Annotated in this window: 25 protein-coding genes; 14 read left to right on the top strand and 11 right to left on the bottom strand. The window is 71.7% G+C overall.

Translation table 11 applies throughout. The features are described from left to right. Positions 1 to 25: 25 nt before the first annotated feature. Positions 26 to 1,117: an FAD-dependent oxidoreductase gene (locus B0I32_RS41680; RefSeq protein WP_106249116.1), complete on the bottom strand. Its 1,092-nt coding sequence runs from the start codon at positions 1,115 to 1,117 to the stop codon at positions 26 to 28. Positions 1,118 to 1,168: 51 nt separating this feature from the next. Between B0I32_RS41680 and B0I32_RS41675 the strand changes: the two genes are divergently transcribed. Beyond that, entirely contained in the window at positions 1,169 to 1,732 is a 564-nt protein-coding gene (locus B0I32_RS41675) for a TetR-like C-terminal domain-containing protein (RefSeq protein ID WP_106249114.1), read from the top strand. An 89-nt stretch (positions 1,733 to 1,821) separates the two neighbouring features. Continuing rightward, complete coding sequence (locus tag B0I32_RS41670; RefSeq protein ID WP_146178506.1) at positions 1,822 to 2,196, top strand: hypothetical protein; 375 nt, start codon at positions 1,822 to 1,824, stop codon at positions 2,194 to 2,196. A gap of 226 nt (positions 2,197 to 2,422) precedes the next feature. On the opposite strand, the gene B0I32_RS41665 is transcribed toward B0I32_RS41670, so the two are convergent. Further along, complete coding sequence (locus B0I32_RS41665) at positions 2,423 to 3,607, bottom strand: glycosyltransferase family 4 protein (protein WP_181308368.1); 1,185 nt, start codon at positions 3,605 to 3,607, stop codon at positions 2,423 to 2,425. Between the two features lie 23 nt (positions 3,608 to 3,630). Here B0I32_RS41665 and B0I32_RS41660 point away from each other — a divergent pair, with 23 nt between their 5' ends. The 3 genes from B0I32_RS41660 (at position 3,631) to B0I32_RS41650 (ending at position 9,034) form a co-directional block, all read left to right on the top strand. Beyond that, on the top strand, positions 3,631 to 4,449 hold the full coding sequence (locus B0I32_RS41660) for a PIG-L family deacetylase (RefSeq protein ID WP_245956357.1): 819 nt from the start codon (positions 3,631 to 3,633) through the stop codon (positions 4,447 to 4,449). 49 nt (positions 4,450 to 4,498) lie between these two features. Beyond that, on the top strand, positions 4,499 to 5,554 hold the full coding sequence (locus tag B0I32_RS41655; RefSeq protein WP_106249108.1) for a lysylphosphatidylglycerol synthase domain-containing protein: 1,056 nt from the start codon (positions 4,499 to 4,501) through the stop codon (positions 5,552 to 5,554). A gap of 66 nt (positions 5,555 to 5,620) precedes the next feature. Then, positions 5,621 to 9,034 (top strand): ATP-binding protein, encoded by a 3,414-nt coding sequence (locus B0I32_RS41650; protein WP_106249107.1) that lies wholly within the window; start codon positions 5,621 to 5,623, stop codon positions 9,032 to 9,034. Positions 9,035 to 9,123: 89 nt separating this feature from the next. On the opposite strand, the gene B0I32_RS41645 is transcribed toward B0I32_RS41650, so the two are convergent. Then, positions 9,124 to 9,642, bottom strand: coding sequence for a hypothetical protein (locus tag B0I32_RS41645; protein WP_146178505.1), 519 nt, complete (start codon positions 9,640 to 9,642; stop codon positions 9,124 to 9,126). A gap of 167 nt (positions 9,643 to 9,809) precedes the next feature. Here B0I32_RS41645 and B0I32_RS41640 point away from each other — a divergent pair, with 167 nt between their 5' ends. Beyond that, on the top strand, positions 9,810 to 10,337 hold the full coding sequence (locus tag B0I32_RS41640; RefSeq protein WP_106249103.1) for a DedA family protein: 528 nt from the start codon (positions 9,810 to 9,812) through the stop codon (positions 10,335 to 10,337). Positions 10,338 to 10,363: 26 nt separating this feature from the next. Here the strand turns inward: B0I32_RS41640 and B0I32_RS41635 are convergent, their stop codons facing one another. Beyond that, a complete protein-coding gene (locus tag B0I32_RS41635) occupies positions 10,364 to 11,062 on the bottom strand; it encodes an alpha/beta fold hydrolase (RefSeq protein WP_106249102.1) in 699 nt (232 codons plus the stop codon). Positions 11,063 to 11,097: 35 nt separating this feature from the next. Then, positions 11,098 to 11,298: a YegP family protein gene (locus B0I32_RS41630; RefSeq protein ID WP_106249100.1), complete on the bottom strand. Its 201-nt coding sequence runs from the start codon at positions 11,296 to 11,298 to the stop codon at positions 11,098 to 11,100. A gap of 176 nt (positions 11,299 to 11,474) precedes the next feature. On the opposite strand from B0I32_RS41630, the gene B0I32_RS41625 reads away from it, so the two are divergent. Next, a complete protein-coding gene (locus tag B0I32_RS41625) occupies positions 11,475 to 12,245 on the top strand; it encodes a D-alanyl-D-alanine carboxypeptidase family protein (RefSeq protein ID WP_245956356.1) in 771 nt (256 codons plus the stop codon). A 188-nt stretch (positions 12,246 to 12,433) separates the two neighbouring features. Here B0I32_RS41625 and B0I32_RS41620 read toward each other — a convergent pair whose 3' ends face one another. Then, complete coding sequence (locus B0I32_RS41620) at positions 12,434 to 13,027, bottom strand: hypothetical protein (protein WP_146178504.1); 594 nt, start codon at positions 13,025 to 13,027, stop codon at positions 12,434 to 12,436. A 236-nt stretch (positions 13,028 to 13,263) separates the two neighbouring features. On the opposite strand from B0I32_RS41620, the gene B0I32_RS41610 reads away from it, so the two are divergent. Next, positions 13,264 to 13,548, top strand: coding sequence for a hypothetical protein (locus B0I32_RS41610; protein WP_106249094.1), 285 nt, complete (start codon positions 13,264 to 13,266; stop codon positions 13,546 to 13,548). Between the two features lie 6 nt (positions 13,549 to 13,554). Here B0I32_RS41610 and B0I32_RS41605 read toward each other — a convergent pair whose 3' ends face one another. From B0I32_RS41605 to B0I32_RS41595, 3 genes are all read right to left on the bottom strand, one after another. Further along, on the bottom strand, positions 13,555 to 13,992 hold the full coding sequence (locus tag B0I32_RS41605) for a group II truncated hemoglobin (RefSeq protein ID WP_106249093.1): 438 nt from the start codon (positions 13,990 to 13,992) through the stop codon (positions 13,555 to 13,557). Between the two features lie 41 nt (positions 13,993 to 14,033). Then, on the bottom strand, positions 14,034 to 14,279 hold the full coding sequence (locus B0I32_RS41600; protein WP_106249091.1) for a DUF4235 domain-containing protein: 246 nt from the start codon (positions 14,277 to 14,279) through the stop codon (positions 14,034 to 14,036). A 96-nt stretch (positions 14,280 to 14,375) separates the two neighbouring features. Continuing rightward, complete coding sequence (locus B0I32_RS41595; RefSeq protein WP_106249089.1) at positions 14,376 to 15,314, bottom strand: alpha/beta hydrolase; 939 nt, start codon at positions 15,312 to 15,314, stop codon at positions 14,376 to 14,378. 62 nt (positions 15,315 to 15,376) lie between these two features. Between B0I32_RS41595 and B0I32_RS41590 the strand changes: the two genes are divergently transcribed. Next, positions 15,377 to 15,940, top strand: coding sequence for a helix-turn-helix domain-containing protein (locus tag B0I32_RS41590; protein WP_106249087.1), 564 nt, complete (start codon positions 15,377 to 15,379; stop codon positions 15,938 to 15,940). A gap of 76 nt (positions 15,941 to 16,016) precedes the next feature. On the opposite strand, the gene B0I32_RS41585 is transcribed toward B0I32_RS41590, so the two are convergent. After that, positions 16,017 to 16,844 carry a TrmH family RNA methyltransferase gene (locus B0I32_RS41585; RefSeq protein WP_106249085.1) on the bottom strand — a complete coding sequence of 276 codons (828 nt, stop codon included), beginning with the start codon at positions 16,842 to 16,844 and terminating at the stop codon, positions 16,017 to 16,019. Continuing rightward, complete coding sequence (locus tag B0I32_RS41580; RefSeq protein ID WP_106249198.1) at positions 16,837 to 17,607, bottom strand: DUF4184 family protein; 771 nt, start codon at positions 17,605 to 17,607, stop codon at positions 16,837 to 16,839. Before B0I32_RS41580 ends, B0I32_RS41585 begins: the two co-directional genes overlap by 8 nt. A 181-nt stretch (positions 17,608 to 17,788) precedes the next feature. Between B0I32_RS41580 and B0I32_RS41575 the strand changes: the two genes are divergently transcribed. From B0I32_RS41575 to B0I32_RS41555, 5 genes are all read left to right on the top strand, one after another. Beyond that, positions 17,789 to 18,427 carry a cation diffusion facilitator family transporter gene (locus B0I32_RS41575; protein ID WP_106249084.1) on the top strand — a complete coding sequence of 213 codons (639 nt, stop codon included), beginning with the start codon at positions 17,789 to 17,791 and terminating at the stop codon, positions 18,425 to 18,427. A gap of 134 nt (positions 18,428 to 18,561) precedes the next feature. Next, positions 18,562 to 20,334: a substrate-binding domain-containing protein gene (locus B0I32_RS41570; RefSeq protein ID WP_245956355.1), complete on the top strand. Its 1,773-nt coding sequence runs from the start codon at positions 18,562 to 18,564 to the stop codon at positions 20,332 to 20,334. 109 nt (positions 20,335 to 20,443) lie between these two features. Next, a complete protein-coding gene (locus tag B0I32_RS41565; protein WP_181308364.1) occupies positions 20,444 to 22,021 on the top strand; it encodes an RNA polymerase sigma factor in 1,578 nt (525 codons plus the stop codon). 292 nt (positions 22,022 to 22,313) lie between these two features. After that, positions 22,314 to 22,685, top strand: a complete 372-nt coding sequence (locus B0I32_RS41560) for a hypothetical protein (RefSeq protein ID WP_106249078.1) — start codon at positions 22,314 to 22,316, stop codon at positions 22,683 to 22,685. Further along, positions 22,682 to 23,785 (top strand): GNAT family N-acetyltransferase, encoded by a 1,104-nt coding sequence (locus B0I32_RS41555; protein ID WP_106249077.1) that lies wholly within the window; start codon positions 22,682 to 22,684, stop codon positions 23,783 to 23,785. Before B0I32_RS41560 ends, B0I32_RS41555 begins: the two co-directional genes overlap by 4 nt. Positions 23,786 to 23,852 lie beyond the last annotated feature (67 nt).

Below are 23,852 nucleotides of genomic sequence, written 5' to 3'. Positions count from 1 at the left end.
CTATATGCGTCATAGTCGGGCGGCCTCAGGGGGCTGTCAAGAGGTAGTTGCTGTAGCGGCGCAGCAGCCTCGCGTACACCTTGCTCATGGGCCCGTCCGGCAGCAGTCCGGCGAACGGCCGCTGCATGTCGGTGAGCTCGGTCCCGGCCAGCCTGGCGGGCCTGCGCACCACCTTCGACCTGGCCTTCTCGTACGCCCGCAGGTCCCCGATCGACCCGCTGAGCGACCACGCGTCCTCCAGGGCCTGGTTGGCACCCTGGGCCATGGTCGGGGGCATGGTGTGGGCGGAATCACCCGCCAGGGTCGTCGGGCCTCTGCCCCAGACGTCGCGGATCGGCTGCCGGTGGTGGGGGAAGAAGTCGATGTCCGTCAGCGTGGCGAGGATGCCGGGCACCGGCTCGGCCCAGTCGCGGAAACATTCGCGCAGCCGTTCCACGATGTCGGGGTCGTCGGCCCAGAACGGCTTTCCCGGCGCCGACCGCACGTCGAACCACCACAGCAGCCGCCCCCTTCCGGCCGGGATCAGCCCGCACAAGCCCGCGCCGCCGGCGATCATCACGGCCCTGCGCTGCTCGGTGAGCGCGGTGGGCATGGTGGTGAACCCCTGCCAGGTGACGAACGGGCTCAGCGTGGCGGCGTCCTGCCCCCACAACGCGGCGCGCACCACGGAACGGCGGCCGTCGGCGCCCACGAGCACGTCGCCGCGCACCGTGCGGCCGTCGGACAGGCGCGCCTCGGCCCGCTCGGGCGTCACGTGCTCGGCCCGCGCCCCGTAGGTCACCGGGACGCCGTCGGCGAGCAGCTCGACCAGCTCGTTGCGGGCCACGTGCACGACGGGGTGGCCGTAGCGGCGCTCGGCCACGGTGAGGTCGAGGGTGAGCAGCCGCCTGCCGTCCGTGGCCCACGACTCCAGGGTCTCCAGGCGGCGGCCCACGCCCGAGCAGTCGACCTTGAGCTGCTCCAGGATGGCCGTGCTGCCGGGCCAGAGGGTGACGGAGCCGCCGGCCGTGCGCGGCTCGGGGGCCTCCTCGTACACCTCGGCCTCGTGTCCCGCGTTCAGCAGGCCACGCGCCAGGGCGAGCCCCGCGACGCCCGCGCCGATGATGATTACCCTCATTACGACCCCTGATTAACGAGACTCTCAATATCAGATACTAGGAGTATCACAATGTCTGCGCGCGGCCGCAAGCCCGACCCCACGGTCGACACCCGGATCAGGCAGGCCGCGTCCGGGCTCGTGCTGACCCACGGCTTCGACTTCACCATGGACGACGTCGCGGCGGCGGCAGGCGTGGGCCGGGCGAGCGTGTTCCGCCGCTACGCCACCAAACGCGACATGCTGCTCGAAGCCATCGCGGGCCTGATGAACACGCACGTCGCCATCCCCGACACCGGCTCGCTGGAGGGCGACCTGCGGGTGGTCATCTCCGACACGCTCGCCCTGTGGCGGATGCCCGGTCTGTCGCGCACGGCCAGGCAGGTGTACGGCGAGGCCGGGCGGGACCCCGCGGTCGCCGAGCTCATCCGCACGAGCATGCGCACCCGGATGGAGCGCTCATGGGTCGTGTACGAGCGCGCGATCGAACGCGGCGAGCTCCCGCCGAACGCGGACCTGTGGATGCTCACGGACCTGTTCTCGGGCTTCGTGACCTACCGGGGGCTCCTGGATCTTCCGCTGCCTGAACCGGAGGAGATCGTGCAGGTCCTGCTGCACGGCTTTACGCTGAGTTGATGCCCGTGGTGTTAGTGGGGTGCAAGCGACCGTCAAGGGAGGAACCATAATGTTCCCTTCGTTCGCTAAACCTACGAAGGGCACCAAAAATGACACCCCCTCGTCGTCGCCTCGCCGTCGCGGGCGCGACGCTGACTCTTGCCGTGCTCACCACCGCCTGTGGCGCGCTCGGCCAGGCCGTTGACTGCAACACCGCCGCCAACGACGCCGCCAAGATCGCGACCGAGTGGAGCTCCACGGTCACCAAGGACGCCGCCAACGGGGACGCCGTCGAGGCCGCCTCGAAGACCGCGGAGACGAAGACGAAGGAGCTCGCCGGCAAGTACGACGGCGAAGTCGCCGCCGCGCTCAACGACCTCGCGGACGGCTTCGGCTCCATCAAGGGCGGTGACCTGAGCAGCATCACCGAGTTCAGCGGCAAGGTCAACGGCTTCACCAGCAAGATCACCGCGGCCTGCTCCTAGTGGGCTCGCGGTCGCCGTCACGGCCTGTGGGGGGCAGGACCGCGGCGGCGGCCGCGTCGGATCCGGCGCCGTCGCCACGATGGCGCCGGCCGTGGCGGGGGTGAGGTTCTGTGGCGCGCACGGGGGGTGAGCGCCGGGAGTCTCCCGCCCACGGACCCAGGGCCACCGCGTGCGAGTGAGCGCCATCGCGCTCCTCGCACCGGTGGCCTTCTCCATGCCCGGGGGTCTACGCCTGGTCGTGGTGCGGGGGCTCGCCCCGTGCCTTCTCGTACGCCGCGTCGAACCCCGCCAGCACGGCCGGCCACGAGCCCGCGGCCGGGGGTGTGCTCCTGTTGTGCGCGGCGATCGAGGCGCGCAGGCCCGTGTCCGCGCAGAGCCGCGCCACCGCCCGCGCCAGCTCCCCGAGCGTGCGGCCGAGCAGCCCCTCGGTACCGTCCTTGACGAAGTCGGCCACCCCGCTCTGCGCCCTGGCCACCACGGGCACGCCCGCGGCCCGCGCTTCGAGCGCCGCGATGCCGAACGACTCGCGCGGCGCGGGCGCGACGAACACGTCGGCCGAGCCCAGCAGCTTGGCGATCTGCTCGCGGGTGTAGCGGCCCGGCAGCGAGACCCAGCCGGACATGCCGTGGCGGGCCAGGAAGCGCTCCATCTGGCCGCGGGCCGGCCCGTCGCCGACGATCGTGGCCCGCATCGGGATCCCGCCCGGCACGCGGGCCCGGGCCGCCTGGAGGAGCTTCAGCAGGCGTACGGGCTGCTTGCGCGGAGCCAGCCGCCCCACCGCGACGATGTGCACCTCACGCCCGCCGGGCGCCCGGTCGTCCGGCGCGCCAGGCAGCGGCGCCTCGCCCTCCTGCCCGCCCTGAGCCCCGCCGTCCCACGCGCCGGAGGCCGGAGCCCAGCCCGACAGGTCGAGGCCGTTGGAGACCACCCGCACCGGCACCTCGGGCCCCGCGACGGCGCGGATCGGGGCCGCGGCCGCGTTGCTCACCGTGGTGGCCACCAGTCGCCACCGCTGCCAGCCGAAGGCCAGCCGCAGCAGCCGGTAGAGCAGCCGCGTCACCGGGTCCCACATGCTGTGCACGGTCACCACGCACGGCACGCCCGCGCGGAAGGCCGCGCGCACGCCCATCCACGCGAACGGCGACACCGCGCCGGTGTGCACGTGCACCACCTCGGGACGCCCCGAGGTGATCCAGCGGGTGAGATGCCCCACTCCGAAGGGGTGCACGGGCAGGTCGAACGGCATCCGCGCGACGATCCTGCGCACGCCGGGCAGCGGCTCTCCCCTGGTCGCCGTGGCCACCGAGACCTCGTGCCCGGCCTCCCGCTGCATTCGTACGAGATCGGCCACCTGGACCTCGATCCCCCCGAGTCGCGGCAGGTAACAGTCGCTCACGTGAAAGATCCGCACGCCTCCCACACTAATCTGGGCGTGTGCCTCCACGTACCGCTGTGTTCTTCCATGCTCATCCCGACGACGAGGCCCTGCTGACGGCGGGCACCATGGCGATGCTCGCGGCCGAGGGGCATCGGGTCGTGCTCGTGGTGGCCACGGCCGGCGAGCGCGGCCTGGCCGAGATGGATCCGGGCGACGAATTGGGCGAGACCAGGCTCAAGGAGTTGTACGAGTCGGCCGCGCTGCTCGGCTGCGCCCGCGTCGAGTGTCTCGGCTACGGCGACTCGGGGCTCAGCCCCAAGGGCGGGGTCGCCGACGAGCGGCCCGACAACGCCTTCATCGACGCCGACACCGAGGCGGCCGCCAAGGCGCTGGCGGCGATCCTGCACGAGGAGCGGGCCGACCTGCTCGCGATCTACGATCCGGCGGGCGGTTACGGCCATCCCGACCACGTGCAGGTGCACCGGGTGGGCAAGCGGGCGGCCGAGATCGCCGGCACGGAGATCGTCCTGGAGGCGACGGTCAACCGCGATCCGCTGGTCCGGCTGCTGAAGCTGGCGGGCCGGTTCTACCGGTTCCCGCCGGAGTTCGACGTACGGACGTTCGAGGTCGCGTACTCGCCGGGTGAGACGATCACCCATCGGGTCAATGTCCGGAAATATACGAAACAGAAGCGGGCGTCCATGGCCGCGCACGCCTCCCAGGCCAGCGGCGGCGACAGCGACCGCACGCTCGCCGTTATGCTCAAGGTCCCCCGCCCGATCTACCGCTTCGTCTTCGGCACCGAGTGGTACGTCCGCCGCGACCTGCCCCCGGGCGCCCGGCTCACTCATCCGTTCGACCGGTGGCCGAAGTAGTTCCCAGGGTTGACGTGCGGGCGCTCGCGACCCGGCAGACTGGACCCCGATGAAGAACAGATGGCTCCAGATCCTCCTGTCGGCGGCCTCGCTCGGCCTGGCCGTGCTGCTCATGGTCTACCTGCCCCAGATCGTGCGCGCCCTGACCGGCAAGGACGTGTCCTGGGCGCAGGTCGGAGCCGTCTTCGCCGCGCTCGGCGGGGGCGAGGTCGCGCTGATGGCCGCGGTCTGGCTGCTGAGCCTGCTGGCCTACACGTTCGTGCTGACTAACTCCCTGCCCGGCCTCAACAACCTGCAGGGGCTCACGCTCAACGCGGCGGGCAGCGCGGTGAGCAACCTGCTGCCGTTCGGCGGCGCGGTGGGGGTCGCGGTGTCGTTCGCGATGACCAGGGGCTGGGGCTTCGGCAACCGGGCGATCGTGGTCATGACGCTGGTCAGCGGCATCTGGAACACGTTGTTCAGGTTCATCCTGCCGGCCGTCGGCATCATCGCGCTGCTGATGGCGGGCAAGGCGGCCAACCCGACCGTGGCCAACGCGGGCTGGACCGGCGCGGTGTCGATCCTCGTGCTCTGCGCGATCGTGGCCGCCGCCCTCTACTGGCAGCTCGCCGCCGACCTGCTCGGCCGGGCCCTCGACGGCCTCACCCGGCTGCTCCGGCTCAAGGCCGACGCCTCAGGGGCCTTCCACCGGCTGCGCGCCGACACCGCGGGCGTCGTACGGACCAGATGGCCGGGCCTGTCGCTCGGCATGGTGTTCTTCCTCGGCTTCCAGTGGGCGATCATGGCCGTCTGCATGCAGGCCACCGGCGCCTGGCCCGGCCCGGCGGAATCGATCGCCGTCTTCGCCCTGTCGAGGGTCCTGACCAGCGCTTTGATCACGCCCAGCGGTGCCGGGATCATGGAGAGCGGGGTGGCCGCGCTGCTGATCGCGTTCGGCGTCGAGTCGACTCCCGCCATCGCCACCGCACTGCTTTTCGGCTTCTGGACTTACACTATCGAGATCCCGTTCGGCGGCCTGGCACTGGGCGCATGGGCGCTCCTGCGCAGGCGCAACGGCCGGAACGCCGGCGCGGAGCCCCCGTCCGCGATCTCGAAGGCCACCTAGTGACAATCCCAAACCCCTCAAAGACCTTGTGCGTGATTCGTAGGCCCGCATAGCGTGGCGGCTGACATGGTGGCGTTCCGAGTTCTGGGGCCAGTCGAGGCGTACGAACACGACGACGAACTCGACCTCGGCGGGTTGCGGCAGCGGGCCGTCCTCGCCCGGCTTCTCGTGGCCCGAGGTCAGGTCGTGCCCGTTGACACGCTTCTCTACGATCTGTGGGACGACGACGCGGCCAAGGGCGCGCAGTCGGGTCTGCAGGTCTACATCTCCCGCCTGCGCCGGGTGCTCGAGCCCGGCCGCCCGCGCGGAGGGCCCAACCGCCTGCTGGTGACGGTCGCGTCCGGCTACGCCCTGCGCGTGGCCTCCGAACAGGTCGACGCGCTCAGGTTCGAGCAGCTCGTCCGGGCCGCCGGCGAGCACCTCGAGGAGAGCGATCCGCAGTCCGCCCGAGGCCGCCTGGAGAAGGCGCTGGGCCTGTGGCGCGGCACCCCCTACTCCGACTTCGCCGACCAGGCGTGGGCGGAGGCCGAGGTCAACCGGCTGACCGAGCTGCGGCTGGTCGCGCGCGAGCGGCACGCCGACACCGGCCTGCGGCTCGGCCTGCACGCCGAGACCGTGCCCGACCTGGAGGCGCTGACCACCGAGCATCCGCTGCGCGAGGAGGGCTGGCGGCTGCTGGCCCTCGGGCTCTACCGCTGCGGCCGTCAGGGCGACGCGCTGGCCGCGCTGCGCCGGGCCAGGAACATCCTGGCCGACGAGCTCGGCATCGATCCCGGTCCCGCGCTGCGCAAGCTGGAGTCCGACATCCTGGCCCAGGCGCCGGAGCTGGAGCTGGCTCCGTCCGCGCGTCCGGCCAGGCCGGCCGCGCCGGTCACCGACACCTGGCCGCCCCGCCCGGCCGCGCCGGTCGAGCCGCCGCCGCTGGAGCCCGAGCCGTTCGTCGGCCGGGACGCCGAGCTGGCCAGGCTGACCACCGCCGCCTCCCGTACGGGCAGGTTCCAGGTCGCGATCGTGACCGGGGTCGCCGGCGCGGGCAAGACCACGCTGCTGCGCCAGCTGGAGAGCAGGCTCGGCGGCGACGGCTGGATCACCGCGTCCGGCGCCTGCCCCGACTCCAGCGCCACGCCGCCCGGCTGGGCCTGGGTGGAGATCCTGCGCACGCTCATCAGCATGACGGGCGCGGGCGAATACACCCAGTTGCTCGCGCCGCTGCTCGACGACGCCGCGCCCGACCCCGACGAGGACGAGGTGTCCGGCGGGTTCCGGCTGCACCGCGCGGTCGGCGGCTACCTGGCCGGGGTGGCGCGGCGCGGGCCCGTGCTGCTGACGCTCGAAGACCTCCACTGGGCCGACGACCAGACACTGGCCCTGCTGCGCGCGCTGCCGAGCCTGCTGGCCACCAGCCGGGTGCTGCTCGTGGTGACGTGCAGGGAGAGCGAGCTCGACGACCGCCAGTCCGACGTGCTGGCCGCCCTGGCCCGGCTCAGCCCTCTCCGGGTGGGCCTGTCGGGGCTCGATCCGAAGGCCGTGGCCGAGCTGGTCAAGGCCACCTGCGTCCGCGAGATCGACGAGGACGCGGTCGAGTCGATCGTCGAGCGCACCGGCGGCAACCCGTTCTTCGTCCGCGAGACCGTGCGCCTGCTCGACTCCGAGGGCGCGGCCGACCGGGCCAGCGCCACCGAGGTGCTGTCGCAGGTGCCCTCGGGCGTGCGCGACGTGCTGCGGCGGCGCATCTCGCGGCTGCCCGCCGGCGCCCAGCAGATTCTGCTGCAGGCGGCGGTGATCGGCCGTGACGTCGACCTCGACGTGCTGGTGGCCGTGGCGGTCGACGAGGACTCGGTGATCGAGGCGGTCGAGGCGGCGCTGCTGGCCGGGCTGGTGACCGAGCCGGGCCCGGGGCTGCTGCGCTTCGACCACGACCTCGTCCGCGACACGATCTACTCCGACGCCTCCCGGCTGCGCCGCACCAGGCTGCACGCCGAGGTGGGGGCGGTCATCGAGCAGCGCACGCCGTCCGACGTGGCGGCGCTGGCCCATCACTACTTCCTGGCCGACACGGCCGGCAAGGCCGTGCACTACGCGGGGCTGGCCGCCGAGCAGGCCGAGCGGCGCTTCGCCCACCGCGAGGCGGCCACGCTGTGGGAGCAGGCCATCGCCGCGTTCGACCGCTCGCGCGGCGACGAGTCCAGGACGGACGAGCAGAGCGGCGAGCAGCGTCCCGAGCGGGCCAAGGAGCGGCTGCGGCTCATGCTGCGCCAGATCAGGGCGCTGGCCCTGTGCGGCGACATGACCGGGGCCCGGCTGCTGCGCCGTCAGGCCATGGACGCCGCGTTGCCGCTGGGCGACCTGGAGATCACCGCGAAGGTGGCGGCGTCGCTGGCCGTGCCGCACAAGGGCATGGCGCGCGACTTCACCCGTACCGCGTGGGAGATCGTGGACGTCACCGAGAAGGCGCTCATGGAGCTGCCCGAGGGTGAGCAGCGGCTGCGGGCGAGCCTGCTGACCACGCTGGCGCTGGAGCTCGAAGGCTCCTCCTCGCCCGAGCGGGGCCGCCAGGCGTCGCTGGAGGCGCTGGAGCTGGCCCGGCAGAGCGGCGACCCCACGCTCATCGCGGCGGCGCTGAGCGGGCGGCTGCGGCAGTCGTACGACATCCCGGCCGTCGACACGCGGGAGAGCATCGGCAGGGAGCTGCTGGAGGTGGCCCAGCGCTCCGGGCAGATGGCCACGCAGGCGCTGGCCCACCTGGTGCTGCTGGAATGCGCGGCGGCCCGCGGCGAGTTCGCCGTGGCCGACGAGCACGCGGCCGCGGCCGACCGCCTGGCCAGGCAGTACGACCTGTCCGCGCCCGCCGCGGTGGTCGTCTGGTACACCGGGCAGCGGCTCATGATCAGCGGCGACTACGAGGGCGCCGAGCGGGCCTACCGCGAGGCGGCCAGGATGACCGCGCGGGCGGGCATGCTGGAGGGCCGCCAGGACCTGCCGCTGATCACCACGTTCTGCCTGCACCTGGTGGCCGGGCGGGCGGCCGAGACGGTCGACCGGCTGGCCGAGAAGCACCAGCAGGGCGCCAAGTGGACCCTCGACGCCTACGCCCTGGCGCTGGCCTCGGCCGGTCACGTCAACGACGCCAAGGCCGTGGCCGCCACCAGGCCGCCGGTGCGGCCCGACTTCCTCTACGAGCTGGCCATGACCTGGCGGGCGCTGGCCGGCATGCTGCTCGACGACCGCGAGCGCATGGTCGACTGCTACGACAAGCTCAAGCCGTTCGCCGACCGGGTGGCGGGCGCGGGCACCGGCGTGGTGGCGCTGTGGCCGGTGGCGCTGACCCTCGGCGACCTGGCCATCCGGCTGGGCCAGCCGGACGCGGCGCGCGAGCACTACGAGAAGGCGCTGGAGGTGGCGGAGCGGGTCGGCGTGCCGCGCTGGGTGGAGGCGGCCAGGCAGTCGGTCAGCAGTTCCCTCGGCAACGGCCGCTCCTGACCGGCCGGGCGGCCGGTCAGGAGATCACGCGGGCACGAAGCCGGGCGGCCGGCTCGGAGCTCCTCGGGGGACCGGGCCGGGGCGGTCGGTCAGCAGGTGACCTGGAAGCGGTCGCTGTTGATCGGGTCGGCGCCCTGGACCTTCAGCTCGACGCGGTACCAGCCCGGGTTGCCGGTGACCCGGGGCCGCCACTGGACGGTCTGCTCGGCCGCGGCGGTGCCGTCGTGGTCGGACAGGTAGGTGCGCCAGGTCTTGGTGGCCGGGCTCCAGCGGGTCAGCCGCCAGCGGTAGGTGACGCCCTGGTCGGGGTCGGGGTTGATGAGCAGGCTGCGGGCCACGTACGACTTGACGCAGCCGGCCTGACCGTCGGCCAGGACGTTCACGGTGACCTTGCCCGCCACGGCGGCGGTGGTGATGTCCTCGGTGACGGGCACCTCGCGGGCCGCCAGGGTGACCGTGGTGACCGGGCCGGCCGGCACGGCCGCGGAGCCGGCGCTGCTGTAGGCGGAGAAGCCGACGTACGCGCTGGTGAAGGCGAGGGCCGCGATGAACAGCTTGGCGGCGTTCGTGGTTCCACTGGCCAGGACGGCTGCGCTTCTGGTCGGCATCGTCAACACCCCTTTTGCTCACCCTTAGAGTGGGGCCGGGTGGTTGAGTGCTGGTTGTCGGCCGGTTGCACCCTTTGCGGGAGGCTTGCAACCCGGTGTGGCACCGCGATCGCCGCTGAAATAAGGTAAGCCTGACCTAAGGATCGTGGAGGGGTGGTGGGCCGGCCATGTGGCGCGCGAGGATCGCCGTCCCCGCTCCGACGGAGCCGTTCTTCCTGGGGATGCCCTACTGGCTCGTGGGCGCCATCCTGATCCTGGCCCTCTTCGGCGCCTTCCAGGTCTACTACTGGGTCGGCCGCCGGCTGGGCGAGAAGCTCTACGACTCGCGCGTCGGCGTCAGGCTCGGCCGCGACCGCATCGCCAAGATCGAGCGCGTCGTCGAGCGCTGGGGCGCGCTGGCCGTCTACGGCTGCTTCTGGGTGCCCATGCTGCGCCACACGCTGCCCTGGGTGGCGGGGGCGCTGCGCGTCTCCTATCCCTGGTACGTGGTCGCCAGCGCGCTGGGCTGCCTGACCTGGGCGCCCATCTGGTGGTTCGGCCTCGCGGCGCTCGTGTGGGGCTGGCTGGAACTGGCCGCCCGCTCCCCGCTGACGGCCGCGATCGCGGCCGTGGCGGTCGTCGCGCTCGTCGCCTGGCTCACGGTCCGGCGCAGACGCCGCCGCCGCGCCGCCGAGGACCAGGCCCTCGCCTCCTGAGCCGACCGGCGAAGGGATGCCCGGAGTCAGTCCGCGGCCGCTTCGAGGAAGATCCGCGCCAGTTCGCGTGGCTGGGAGAACATGGGCCAGTGGCCGGTGTCCATCTCGACCAGCCGCCAGTGCCCGCCGGCCAGCAGCTCGACCACCTCGCCGCTGGGCTCGGCTCCGGCGAGCAGGCACAGGATGTACGTCGCGGGGAGTTCGTCAAGGGGCCGGGGCAGCACGGCGGGCTCGGTCAGCGTGGCGCCCGGGTGCGGCGTCGATCCGGCCGTGATCCGGGCGATCTGCTCATCGGTGAGGCCGTGGCCGTCGAAGTGGGCCGCGGGCGCGACCGGCCAGAACCCTCCGTTCTCGGCGATCAAGGCCCTCATCTGCGCCCCGCCGTCCGGCCAGGCGGAGACGAACGCCTCGCCGTCGGCCGGCACGCTGGAATCGACGAAGACCACGTGGGCGAGCCGGTCACCGATCCGCTGCGCGGCCTGGCCGACGGGGATGCCCGAGTAGCTGTGACCCACCAGGACGACGTCGCGCAGGTCGTGACGCTCGACCTCGTCCACGATGTCCTGGACGTGGGTCCGCTGCCCGGCCGGCACACCCCGCTTGTCGGCGAGGCCGGACAGTGTCAGCGGATGAACGCCATGACCGGCCGCGCGCAGCCGCGGCACCACGTCGTCCCATGCCCACGCCCCGAGCCGCGCGCCCGCGACCAGTACGAAATCCACCATGACCGCACCGTAACGGAGCCGCTCGCCGGACTCCGCTACGCGTCCTGGATCTCCTGGCCGTTCGGGTCCTCGATGGGGGCGCCGGGAGCGTTCCTGCGGACGGTTTCTATGCCGTTCACGCATGCCACCTTGCTCGGGAACCCCTCCCCCACCGCCAGTGTCTGCCCGTTGTTCGCGATCAACGCGAAACGGTATCCGCCCTGCTCATCCCTACTGATGATGAATCTTCCCGCCATGGTGGCCTCCCCCCGCCATATCGGATCTATCAGAGATTTACCCCCATCTGATGGTGCCGCATGGCCGTGTTGAGCAAACGAAGCCTCGATCTCCTGTCACCATGTTGGGCATGCGTATAGCGGGTTTGATCAGTTCTGCGGTAGTCGCCGTGGTTGTGGGGGTATCCGCTCCCGCCATGGCCGCGGAGGCTCCGAAGGTGGGCGCCAAGGAGGCGTACGTCGTCGATTCCGCCGGAACGGTCCACTTCGGCAAGCGGGAGACGCGGCGGGTCCCGGTGGCCAGCCTGGTCAAGGTCATGACGGCGTACGTCGTGCTGCGCGAGGCCCGGCTGAGCGACACGATCACGATCAGCGCGACCGACGTCAAGTACGCCGCCCGTGGCGGCGCGGCCACGGCGGGGCTGAAGAAGGGCGAGCGGTTCACGGTCAACGACCTGCTGTACGCGCTCATGCTCCCCTCCGGGGCGGACGCGGCCAACGCCCTGGCCCGGCACTACGGCCCCGGCAAGGAGGCGTTCGTCGCCAAGATGAACCGCACCGCCCGCTCGCTCGGCCTGACGAACACCCGCTACACGAACGCGGACGGCATGCCGACCCCCGCCAACGGCGGCTACTCGACGGCCTTCGACCAGGCCAAGCTCGCGCAGCACGCGCTGGAGAACGGCACGTTCACCTCCGTCGTGAGCAGCAGGACGCACAAGGTGAGCAAGACGAAGGTGCACCGCAAGCACACCTGGACCAACACCAACAAGCTGCTGTCGCGGGCGGACGGGGTGCTGGGCGTGAAGACCGGCTACACGAACGCGGCGGGGCACTGCCTGCTGTTCGCCGGGGAGCGCAACGGGCGCAAGGTCGTGGGCGTCCTGCTCGACGACCAGAACGAACGCCGCTTCAGCACCGCCGAACGCCTCCTCGACTACGCCGCCGAACAGATCGCCTTCGGCTGACCGACGACGAGCCTCCGGCCTGGTGAACCGACGGCGAGGCCGGGCGATGGTGCGAGGTCCGGGACCGGGGTGAGGCCCGGGACCGAGGCCAGGTCGGGATCCGGGACCGGGGCCAGGTCGAGATCCGGGACCGGGGCCAGGTCGAGATCCGGGACCGGGGCCAGGTCGAGGCCGGGTGAGGTCGGGGATCAGCTGAAGGTGATGCGGCCGTTGCCCGGGAGGGCGGCCATGCCTCTGGTGGCGCAGTCGAGCAGGGCGGTGGCGGGCGAGATGCCGCCCTGGACGCGTTCTCCCACGAGCAGGCCCGCCGCGACGTCGCCGGTCAGCAGCGTGTCGGCCGGGCGCTGGGCCACGAGGCGGTCGGCGCGGACGCGCAGCCGGGAGGTGCCGACGGGACGGCCGTCGGCGCCGAACCAGGTGACCACCGCCCGGCCGCGCACCTGACGGGCGCTGGCGCAGGACGCCCGCGCCTCGGCCTTCACGACGGCCCAGCCCGAACGCAGGTACGCGGCCGAACCGTCGGGCGACGAGCACCCGGTGAGCTCAAGATCGGCTCGCGCCGTCACCCGCCGTGGCGTCAGCCCGACCTTGGGCGCGAAGGTCACCGGCCGCCCGGTCGGCGTGGAGACGGCACACGTCAACGCGGCAGCCGGCGCCGGGGCCGACATCGGGGTCCTGACCACTGCCGGCGCGAGGGCCGGTGGTGGAGCGGGTGCGAGTGCCGGGGCCAGGAGCGGGGTGCCCGCCGTCGTGGCGAGTGCGAGGATGCAGGCCGCGTTCATGGGTCCCCTCTCGACGATGCCGACCGATCACACTCAGTAATCGATCGTTCACATTGTGCATCATCGGTGGACGCCGTTCGACCTCCTTCACCATGCGCAGGAAGGGAGTGCATGGGCGTCGACCAGTCGGCGCGGGTCCGCCACGCTCACCATGTGGACTTTCCCGGCGAATGACCGCTCACCGCACATTCGGCGGGTAAGGTGAGGCCCGTCACCTCCCCGTTAAGGACGACCTCATGGCGGAATTCTTCGAGGTCCATACCACGATCGGAGGCCGCGAGCAGGCGGCCGAGTTGGCTCACGGCATCCTCTTCTCCGGCCTGGCGACGTCGATCGACATCGCCGAGGCGCCCGGTCGCGAGGCGACCGCCTGGCAGCTCACGTTCATCGCGGCCGGCCCGCAGGTCGCCGCCCTGGAGCGGCACATCAGACGCGCGTCCCCCGACGCGCCCGTCGCGGCCGAGCCGGTCACCCACGACATCGACAGCTACCCCGACTGGCTCACCGACGGCCAGGCCTGACCCCCGTCATTCCCACCCCCAGAGCGGCACCTCCCGCAGGGGATGGAGCTGATCGTCGGTCTCGGCGTGGGAGTTCTGTTTGGCCACCTCGGTGCCGAACTCCACGTGCGAGCGCAGGGCGGCCCGGAACGGCTCGTCGTCGGGCAGGCCCGCGCGGTCGGCGGCCGCCATGTACAACTCGACGAAGCGCAGCCGCTGCTCCTCGGTGATCCGCAGCCCCCGGTGGGCGCGGATGAGCAGCGGGAACCCGCCCATCTCGGCGGAGAAGGTGTCGGGGCCGCCGAAGGTCTCCACCGTGAAGGCGGTCAGATGATCGACGTGGGTGGCCCTGCCCGCGCCGAAGAGCGGCTGGAGCAGCGGGTCGGCCAGCAGGCTGCGGTAGAAGATCTCGATGAACTCGTGCAGCTTGTCCTGGCCGCCCGCGTGCTCGAATAAGGTCTCCATGACTCCAGGGTCACACGCGCGCCTGGGTCGGGCCAGGCTTTCTAGCGGCCGCGACGCTGGAAGGTCCTGGCGCCCGTACGTTGCACCGCGGCCCTGACCAGGCCGAAGATCGCGCCTTGCACGGCCGCCGCGACGAGGACCTCCGTCCAGCCGCGATCGAGGTCCTCGGCGTCGGGGGCCTCGTCCTGCCCGGTGGCCAGCGTCCACACCTTCTTGGCGAGCGCGACCGCCAGCGCTCCGCTCGCCAGGCTCATTCCCAGCGCTGTGACCTTCTCTAGGGGCTGCATCCCATCTCCTTACGACGATGTGGTGTGTGCCCGTGCCCCGTGTCACGCTTCTAAACGCGCTTTCCGCCCCTGCTGAGGGCCTCCCGTACGTGGGGGTCAGGAGGGGATCGTCCGCTCCGTGGCGGGCCGCCGGGCGGGGGCGGCGGCGAGGTTGCGGTCCAGCCAGCCGGCCACGAGGGCGAGCACGCCGGGGTCGACCGGCTCGCGCAGGAGGCGGCGGTAGGAGGCGAGCGTGGGCCGCCCGGGGTCACGGCGCAGGATGTGGGTGAGGTCGGGGACGCGGTGGACCTCCGTCCGGCCCGGCACCAGCCGGCGCACCACGTCGAGATCGTCCGGGTCGACCTGGAGGTCCTTGTCGCCGGTGACGGCCAGGACGGGTACGCGGATGGCGGCGAGGTCGTCGCGGCTGTCGTGGACGAACAACTCGCGCATCCACCGGGCGTTGACCGGGGCCCCGGCGACGCGGGCCACGTCCGTGCGGGTCTTCTTGACCCGGGCGATCAGTCGGCCGGCCAGGGAGGGCAGCAGCGCTCGTAAGGGCGCGGGCAGGCTCTGGGCGACCGAGCGCGCCTGCCTGCGCAGGGCGTCCTCACCCGAGCCCGCGTACCCCGCCAGCAGCACCGCGGCGCGGGCCCCGTGGTGCGCGGCGAGCGCCATGGCGTGGGTCGCGCCCTCGCTGTGGCCGACGACGCCGACGGCCTCGGCCAGGACGGCGGGGTGGGCCCGCAGCGCGCGCAGGGCCGCGGCGGCGTCCTGGCGGTTGCCGACGAAACCGGCGGCGCGCCAGGCGCCGGGGGTGGCGCCGGTGCCGCGCCGGTCGTAGCGCAGCGTGGCGATGCCCGCCGCCGCCAGCGCCTCCGCCAGCGGCCGGCCGAGGTTCATGGCGGCCTTGCGGGTGTTGCCGTCGCGGTCGAGCGGGCCCGAGCCGTGCAGCAGCAGCACGGCGGGGTACGGGCCCGGCCCGGCGGGGAGGGTCAGGGTGCCGGCCAGGGAGATTCCGTCGTCAGCCGTCACTGTCATGTCGATCTCGGGCATGGCTGCGCCTTTCCGAATGTTCTCGATTTCGATAATGCTATCAAACATGAGAACATGGGCACATGGCAACCGCACATCATCTGCTCCATCCCGTACGACTGCGCATCATGCAGACCATGCTCGGCGCCGACGAGCTGACCACGGCCCAGTTGCGCGAGCGGCTGCCCGACATCGCCCCGGCCACCATGTACCGGCACGTCGCCGCCCTCGCCGAGGCCGGTTTCCTGGAGGTGGTGAGCGAGAGACGGGTCCGCGGCGTGGTCGAACGCGGTTACCGGGTCCGCGGGGACAGGTCGCTCCTGGACGCGGAGGAGCGTTCGAGCATGACCAAGGACGACTATCAGCGCGCCTTCGCCCTGTTCAGCGGGGCTCTGATGGCCGACGTGGACCGCTATCTCGCCCGCGACGACGCCGACCCCGCCCGCGAGGGGCTGCTCTGCCGCCAGGCCGCGGTCTGGCTGAGCGAGGAGGAGTGCGCCGAGCTGGCCGCGGAGATCGAGGCCGTGGTGACCCGCCGCACGGGCAACGGACCCGGCGACGGCCGCACCCGCCACCTCGTCAGCCTCACCGTGGTCCCCGACAAGTCCGCCGACGACGCCGCGGCCGGAGCGCCCTCCGGCGGCTGACGCACCGCCGCGAGCAAGCCGGCCGGCGCACGCGGCGGTCTCGGACGGACCGCGAAGGCCGGCCGCACCGGCGGGCTCAGGTGGACCGCATCAGCCCGTGGCAGGCGATGGCCGCCGCCGCGACGACGTTCAGCGAGTCGACTCCCGCCGCCATCGCCTCCCCGCTCATCGGGATGCACACCGCCTCGTCTGCCTCCTGCAGCCAGTGGGAGGACAGACCGTCGCCCTCGGAGCCGAGCAGCAGCGCCACCCGCTCGGACAGAGCGACCGTGTCGAGCGGGGTGGCCGTCTGGTCCGGGGTCAGGGCGAGGGTCTGGAAGCCGGCCTTGCGCAGGGTGGACAGCCCTTCGAACCAGTCGTCCATGCGCGCGTACGGGATCGAGAAGACCGCGCCCATCGCGACCTTCACCGCCCGGCGGTAGAGCGGGTCGGCGCAGCGCGGCGACAGGACGATGCCGCCGACCCCGAGCGCGGCGGCGCACCTGAAGATCGCCCCGACGTTGGCGTGGTCGACCAGGTCCTCAAGCACCAGCAAGCGGCGCACGCAGCCCCCCAGACGCGCGCCCCCCTCCAGCAGGGTCTCCACGGCGGGCAGCGGGAGGCGTTCCATCGACGCCAGGGCGCCGCGGTGGACCGGGAAGCCCGCGATGCCGGTCATGGTGGCGTCGTCCACCACGTAGACCGTCGCGTCGCCGAGCACGTCCTCCAGGGACGCCAGCCAGCGGCGGGTGGTCAGCACGGAGCGGATCGGGTAGCCGGCGCCGACGGCCCGCCTGATCACCTTCTCGCCCTCGGCGAGGAACAGGCCGCGCTCGGCCTCCAGGCTCTTGCGCAGCTCCACGTCCCTCAGCCGGGTGTAGTCGGTGAGGCGCGGGTCGTCGGCGGCGGTGACGTACTCAAGCACCTTCCGATACTGCCATGCGCCGCCTGACCTGCCAGACGGCCGCGTAGCAGACGAGGACCAGGCACAGGCCGATCACGGTGCCCGCGCCCGTCTTGGTGATCACGCTGGCGATGCCGAACTTCGGGTTGGGCTCGTCCACGAGGGGCCAGAGGAGGGCGCCGGCCACGATGCCGATGGCCGAGCCCGCGAGGACGGTCAGGCGGGTGCGGGCGGAGACGCGCAGCCGGTCGGGTACGGGCGCCGCGGGCATCCTGGACAGCCCGCGCCAGGCCCACCACACCACCACGGCCAGGCCGATCGCCGACGAGGTGTACTGCAGCAGGCGGAAGAGCCTGATCACGCCGAAGACGGAGACGGAGAGCCAGGCGCCCCACTCCACGGAGCCGGTGGAGTGGGTGAAGCTGTCCCACAGCACGTGGGTGGCGGCTCCGACCACGGCTCCGGCGAGCATGGGGAGCAGCCGCGGGCGCTCGGGGGTCAGCAGCGCGGCCCGGCCCGCCAGCGCGGGCGGGAGGAGCGAGATCAGCGGGTCGCGCAGGACGAGGTGGAAGAAGGGCAGCAGGATCAGCACCGCGAGCGGGTCGATGGTGACCACGCCGAGCCAGGAGTGCCAGTCCGTGTAGTCGGGCAGGAACGGCAGGAAGATCGGCAGGTCGGGGACCATCGCGCCCATCGCCAGCGCCCATGGATCGACGATCCGGCGCAGCCGGGACGAGGTGATCAGCGGCACGACGGCGGCGATGTGGCTGGGCGTGAACGGCACGAAATCCCCCCGGATCTCCCACTCACCGAAAGCATCGCATCCGGTGATCATTCGGCGATCAAAGGCTCATTATGCGGCCGAAGCTTGACCGTCCTTTGCCGTCATCGGATGAAGTCACGGAGAGTGATGGGTACGGTACAGATCGCTGTCGACGGCCGGATAGCCGGGAGTTCGGGGGTTCATGGTGCCTGATCAGCGAATTCATGAGCATCCGGCCGCGTCAGCCGAGTGGCTGCGCGCCGCGCGGGCCGCTCGTTCGCTCTCGGTGTGCACGCTGGTCTGGCTCGGCGTGGAGAGCACGCTCGGCCTGGCGGCGGGCCTGGCCGCGCATTCGGTCGCGCTCATCGGCTGGGGCCTGACCGCGCTGGTCGAGGCGGTGGCCAGCCTGATCGTGGTGTGGCGGTTCACCGGCGCCCGTACGCTGTCGTCCAGCGCCGAGAGCACCGCGCGCCGGCTGGTGGCGCTGAGCTTCTGGCTGCTGGCCCCCTATCTGATCGTCCACGTCGCGCACGACCTGGACGCGGGCCAGCGGGCGGCGCCGAGCGCGCTCGGGATCGTGGTGACCTCGCTCAGCCTGGCCGGCATGCCGGCGCTGGGCCTGGCCAAGCGCCGGCTCGGCAGGCGGCTGGCCTCGGCCGCCACCTCGGGCGAGGGCACGCAGAACCTCATCTGCGCGGCCATGGCCGCGGGCGTGCTGGCGGGCCTGTGGCTCAACACGATGGGTCTGTGGTGGGTGGATCCGGTGGTGGCGGTGGTGCTGGCGGGGGTCGCCGTACGGGAGGGAAAGCGCGCCTGGGGCGGTCACACTTGTTGCCATTGACCGCAACACTCGGTAATCGTCGCACCAAAAGGGCTGTTTTGCCACACATACCGCACCGAGTATCGTTCCCGGAGTATTGCGGAGCATCTCCCGCTAGGGTCTCCGGAAGGTCTCAAGCAACCTAAGAGGACATCGTGGGGCGACACCGCACAGACGAGCTCGACGACGGCTACCGAGCCAGCGAACCCCCTCCCCGCAGGCGGTCCAAGAACAGCCGGGGCAGAGTGCTCGTTCCGCTGGCCGGAGCGGTCGCCATGGCCGTGCTCCTCGGTGTCGCGGCCTTCGTGATCTTCAACAGGGACCACGACTGCACGGCCGGCAAGCTGCCGCTGCGCGTGGTGGCCACGCCGGACATCCAGCCCGCGCTGAACAAGATCGCCGGCAACTACAACAAGGCCATGCACTCGATCGACAGCAAGTGCGTCGAGGTGTCGGTGACCAAGGAGGCGGCGGCCAGGACCGCGAACGCGCTGGCGGCGGGCAAGTCCAAGGCCGACTTCTGGGTGGCCGACTCCAGCCTGCTCATGGAGAGCATGCGCGCGATCTCAGGCAAGGACACGCTGCCGCAGGTGGAGGGCTCGATCGCGAGCTCCCCCGTGGTGCTGGCGGCGGCGAAGGCGTCGGCCGAGAAGCTGTCGGGGGCGCTGCAGCCGAGCTGGACCGCCATGGTCTCCGCGGCGAACGTGGCCAACGTGGACGGCCCCGGCAGGAAGGTCCGGGTGCTCGCGCTCGACCCGCAGAAGAACTCCGCCGGCCTGGCGGCGCTGCTGGCCGCGGCCGGCACGGCCAAGGAGGCCGGCCAGGACAAGGCGCTGGTGGGCGCGCTCAAGGAGCTGTCGGGCCAGCTCGCGCCCGACTCGAACGCACTGCTGGCCAGCCTCACGGTCAAGTCCGGCAGCAGGGTGCCGGTGGGCGTCACCACCGAGCAGGCCATCCACGCGCACAACACCAAGAAGCCCGAGGCCCCGGTGGTCGCCCTCTATCCCAAGGAGGGCACGCTCAGCCTCGACTACCCCGTCACGATCCTGACCAAGGACACGGGCGTGCTGAAGGCCGCGACGGACTTCAAGCAGGAGCTCTCCTCGGAGTCGGCCAAGAAGGTCCTGCGCGCGGCCGGGTTCCGCAGCGCGGACGGCAAGGCCGGCGACGCGCTGTCGGAGGACAAGGGCTTCACCCCCGAGGCCCCGGTGGCGCTGGACCCGCCGGACGGCGCGACCGTGACGCGGATGGTGCAGACCTGGACCAGGCTGAACCTGGGCAGCCGCCTGCTGACCCTGCTCGACGTCTCGGGGACGATGGCGCTGCCCGTGCCCGGCACCGGCATGACGCGCATGCAGGCGATCAACAAGATCGCCGCCGAGGGCCTCGGGCTCTTCCCCGCCGGATCCGAGATCGGCCTGTGGACGTTCTCCACGCACCTGGACGGCAAGGGCAAGGACTGGAAGGAGAACGTCCCCGTCGGGCCGCTCAGCGAGTCGATCGACGGGGCGCTGCGCAAGGACGTGATGGCCAGCACCCTCGCCCAGATGCGGGCCAAGGCCACGGGCGACACCGGGCTGAACGACACGGTCAAGGCGGCCTACGGGCAGCTGACGAAGACGTACCAGCAGGACAAGGTCAACACCCTGCTGATCCTCACCGACGGCGCGGGCAACGACGACCCCGACGGCGGCGTGAAGAACTCCGAGATCATCCAGTACCTGACCAAGACCTACAACCCGAAGCGGCCGATCTCCATCCTGCTCATCGCGTTCGGACCGGACGCCAAGAAGGGCAAGAAGCAGATGGAGACCCTGGCCAAGGCCACGGGCGGCGAGGCGTACATCGCCGAGAACATCCTCCAGGTCCGCGACTTCTTCTTGCAGGGCATGGAGCGCCGCCTCTGCACGCCCAACTGCGACGGCTGATTTCCCCCCTTCATGCCCATTGGGCATGAAGGGCGAACCGGCCTGTTGACGGCCGCGTCCTCTCCGCGTGGGGCCGAAGCGCCTGTGCTACCCGCGGGGAGGGAAATCCGTGCCTGGATGGCCGACCGTCGATCGTGCCGCCGATCAGCAGCTCGTCGAAGCGCTGAGCCGGACGGAGACCGATGCTCCCGCCAAGCTGTACGACTCCTACGCCGAGCGGCTGCACGACTACGCCTTCTCCCTGGCCGGGGCGGACGACCTGGCCGCCGACGCGGTGCACGACGCGCTGGTCACCGCGCAGGAATGCGTCAGCCGGCTCAAGGACCCGGGCCGGCTGCGGCCCTGGCTGTACGCGCTGACCAGGTTCCAGGTGCGCGCCAGGCTGGCCCGCCGCCCCGGCACCCCCGCCGGCGGCCTGCCGCTGCCCGAGCTGGACGAGCACGAGGACCCCGAGCTGGCCGACCTGGTCCACGAGACGCTGGGCGAGCTGAGCGGCGGCGAGCGCGAGGTGCTCGAACTCTCGGTGCGTCACGACCTGACCCCCGCGGAGGTCGCCGCGGTGCTCGGCCTGACCTCCCGGCAGGCGGCGGCCAGGCTCGGCCGGGCCCGCGACCACCTGGAGATCGCCGCCGCGGCCGTGGTGCTGGCCAGGGTCGGCCGGGCGCACTGCCCCGACCTGTCGGCGATGGTGGACTCGTGGGAGGGCCCGCTCACCCCGCTGCTGCGCCGGCGGCTGTCGGGGCACATCGGCGGGTGCGAGGTGTGCACCGAGCGGCGGCACCGGCAGGTCTCGGCCGCGCGGCTGCTGGACATGGTGCCGGTGGCCTACCCGAGGATCTCGCTGCGCCGCCGGGTGATCGACACGTGCGTCAAGCCCGAGCTGGACCAGACGCGCGTCCTGATCACCGACCTGGGCGACGACTTCGACCGGACCGGGTTCCCCGTGCCGGCCGACCGCCGCTCGCGCCGCCGCCGGCCGCGCCGTGTGGGGCCGCTCGTGCTGGCCGGCGTCTGCCTGCTGGCCGCCACGGGAGCCATGGTGGTGATCAACGGCGGTGAGTCCTCCGACACCACCGCGCTGCGTCCGGCCCCCTCCCCCACGCTTCCCGTCGAGGAGAGCCCGACGCCGGAGCCGTACGAGGACGAGGAGGAGCCCGAGCCGACGCCGACGCCGACTCCGAGCCGGACCCGCACGCCGGACGCGCCGCCCGCCGTGACGCGGCCGGGCAACCGACTGGGCACCAGGCCGGCCACCGGGCGCTCCACCCGCCCCGCGCCCACCCGGCGCAGGGCGGCCCCCGGCGCCAGGCTCGGCGCCTCGTGCCCGGACGGGATCGACGGCGCGGCCAAGATCGGGCTGAACGCCCGCAACGCCGCCGTCTCCTGGGTGGCCACGGCCTCGCAGGGTCTGGACGTGTTCCCGGCCAGCGGATCCATCAAGCGGGGCGCCTCGGTGACGCTCATGGTCACGGTCGTCGACCCGACCGGATCGGGCCGCGGCCGCGTCGCCTTCACCTCGAACGGCGGCACCGCCACCTGCTCGCTCTCCTGGCGCGGCCAGGAACTCCCGAACGCCTCCGACCCGCCCACCGACGAGCCGACGGTCACCGGGGAGCCGACCTCGGGCCCCGACTCACCTGACCAGGAGCTGCGGACGTCCTCGACGGGCGAGCCGCTGCACGACTGATGCGCAAAGTGGATGAAAATTCACAGTAGATCCACAGGATTGATCGACAAATAGGCATAATTCGGGCCCTGAGTCGAAGATCCTAGGCCACATAGGGCATCCTGGTGTGCTTGGGGACGGCGTCGGGGCAGACGATCTCTTGACCGTGTGTTTAACGTCACACGAAGAAGTCTCCGCCTGCGGTAAACCGGAGTGCGTCGCCAAGCGTCGGCATTGACGTGTCCACGCGCGGATTGGTCCCATGAACTGCGATCAGACGCGCTCGACCAGTAGGAGCGGGAGATAAACAGGAATGCTCAAGCAGCACCGCAGAGCGCTGGCCTGGCTGGTGGCGCTCGCCTGCATCGCGGGAGCGGTCATCGCGCTGTTCGACATCGAGACGCCGCTGCGCCCGTTCCTGATCTCCCTGTTTCTTCTGGTGGTTCCAGGGGCGGCAGTGGTGGGACTGTTGCGTGATCGTGATCCCCTTGCCGCACTATCAGTAGGAGCCGCCGCGAGTCTCGTACTGAACGTGCTCCTAGCCGAGGCCATGCTGCTGTTCAACGCGTGGTCACCCCGAGCCGGCGTCGCGACGGTAGCCGTGCTCGGAGGGTTCATGTACGTGCTTCGCGTGTTGTACCGGGGGAAGAACATGCAGACCGAACAGGGGGCCAGGGCAAGGTGAACATCCAGGTAGTTCGGCCGGGAGAGCTCGGAGACGCCGAGCGCGCCCGCTGGCGGGAGCTGCAGAAGGCCGACCCGAGTCTGGACAACCCGTTCCTGTCGGTCGAGTTCGCCGTGGCGATGGACCGCTTGCGCGACTACGTGAGGGTGGCGGTCGTCTCCGATGGCGGCGGCATCAAGGGATTCTTCCCGTACGAGCGGCACAGCTTCGGCATCGGCAAGCCGCTCGGCGGCTTCCTCACCACCTGCCACGGCCTGATCGCCGAGCAGGACCTGCGGCTCGACGCCAAGGCCCTGCTGCGCGCCTGCAAGCTCAGCGTCTTCGACTTCGACCACCTGGTCGCGGGGCAGCCGACGTTCGCGCCCTACGAGGCCGACGTCAGGCCCGCGCCGGTGATGGACTTCACCGCCGGCTTCGACGCCTGGCTCGAACAGGTCAAGTCCAACTCGCCGAAGAACCTCAAGACCGTCCGCTACAAGGAGCGGAAGTTCGGCAGGGAGCAGGGCGGGCTGCGCTTCGAGTGGTCCTCGGCCGATCCCGAGGTGCTGCGGACGTTGCTCAACTGGAAGTCCGACCAGTACCGCAGGACCGGCCGGGTCGACCGGTTCGCCCAGCCGTGGATCGTCGAACTGACCGACATGATGCATGCCGAGAACTCATCGGACTTCGCGGGCGTCCTGACCATGCTGTATGCCGGGGACGTCCCGGTGGCCGGGCATTTCGGCCTCCGTACGGCGACCACGCTTGTAGGGTGGTTCCCCGCCTACGACACCGAGTTCGGCCGCTATTCGCCGGGCATCGTCCACCATCTCCAGATGGCCGAGGCCGCCGCGAACGCCGGTCTGCACATGGTCGACATGGGCAAGGGCGGCAAGGAGTACAAGGACTGGCTCAAGAGCGGCGTCCTCTACGTCGCCGAGGGCCGCATCTCGAGACCGTCCCCGGCGGCGACGGTTCACTGGATGGGCCGAACTCCTTTCAACAAAGCCCGAACAATTGTCATGGATCGGCCGTCTCTCTATAGAGCAGCCGACCGTGTACTCAAGGGTTTCGGTCGGGTGCGCAGTTCCATGCAGCAACAGGAGTCACCCAACACGTAACCCAGAACCGACGGAGCGCCCGCGTTCCGCCCCCGAATACCCCCGGCACAGCACACCCTCACACGCA

The sequence above is a fragment of the Nonomuraea fuscirosea genome, from assembly GCF_003001935.1.
GTDB lineage: Bacteria > Actinomycetota > Actinomycetes > Streptosporangiales > Streptosporangiaceae > Nonomuraea > Nonomuraea fuscirosea.
The sequence above is the reverse complement of the archived record's forward strand: the minus strand, read 5'-3'. Positions and strand labels throughout refer to the sequence as shown.